Origin of the sequence: Saccharopolyspora thermophila (assembly GCF_014646075.1) — a bacterium.
In the GTDB taxonomy this organism is placed as follows: Bacteria; Actinomycetota; Actinomycetes; order Mycobacteriales; family Pseudonocardiaceae; genus Saccharopolyspora; species Saccharopolyspora thermophila.
Genome location: NZ_BMMT01000058.1, coordinates 1 through 500, shown reverse-complemented (window position 1 = coordinate 500; position 500 = coordinate 1). Strand labels below are relative to the sequence as shown.

The window sequence follows — 500 nt, the reverse complement described above, 5'->3', positions numbered from 1 at the left end:
ACAGCACGGCGATCGCACCGACGCCGATGCCGGTGTTCGCCAGCGAGGTCACGCCCGTGAGGGCCCGCCCGACGGCCAAGCTCACCAGCGTCGCTCCACCGAGCGCCAGCGCCCACCGCAGGCCGCGTCGCACCCACGTCCGGCGTATGCCCGCCCGTTGCAGCACCAGACGTTCATGCTCCACCAACTCCACGAACCGGGAACCGATGGATTCCCGGAGCAACCCGACACCCGGTCCCTGGAGCTTCACCTGCTCCGCGACGGCGACCAGCTCGAGGTCCTGCTTGAGCATGGCCCGGAGCCGATACCGGCGGCGAGCTCGATTGATCGCGGGGGCGGCGGTGATGGCGAGACCCGCCCCGCCGAGCGCCAACGCCGTCCAGTCGGCCATCTACATATGAAAGCACCGTTTAACCCGCCCTGGTTAGGAGGCCATTACGTTCTGTCTCGGGGTTCCTTGGTCGCTGGCGGTGGCATGTCGCCGACTCTGCGCCAGGTGC

General features: G+C 68.8%; 1 protein-coding gene. It reads right to left on the bottom strand.

Annotation, left to right across the window (positions count from 1 at the left end; genetic code table 11):
* Positions 1 to 391, bottom strand: a 391-nt coding sequence (locus IEY17_RS25065; RefSeq protein WP_188991952.1) for a hypothetical protein, incomplete at its 3' end; no start/stop codon positions are given.
* Between the last annotated feature and the right edge of the window lie 109 nt (positions 392 to 500).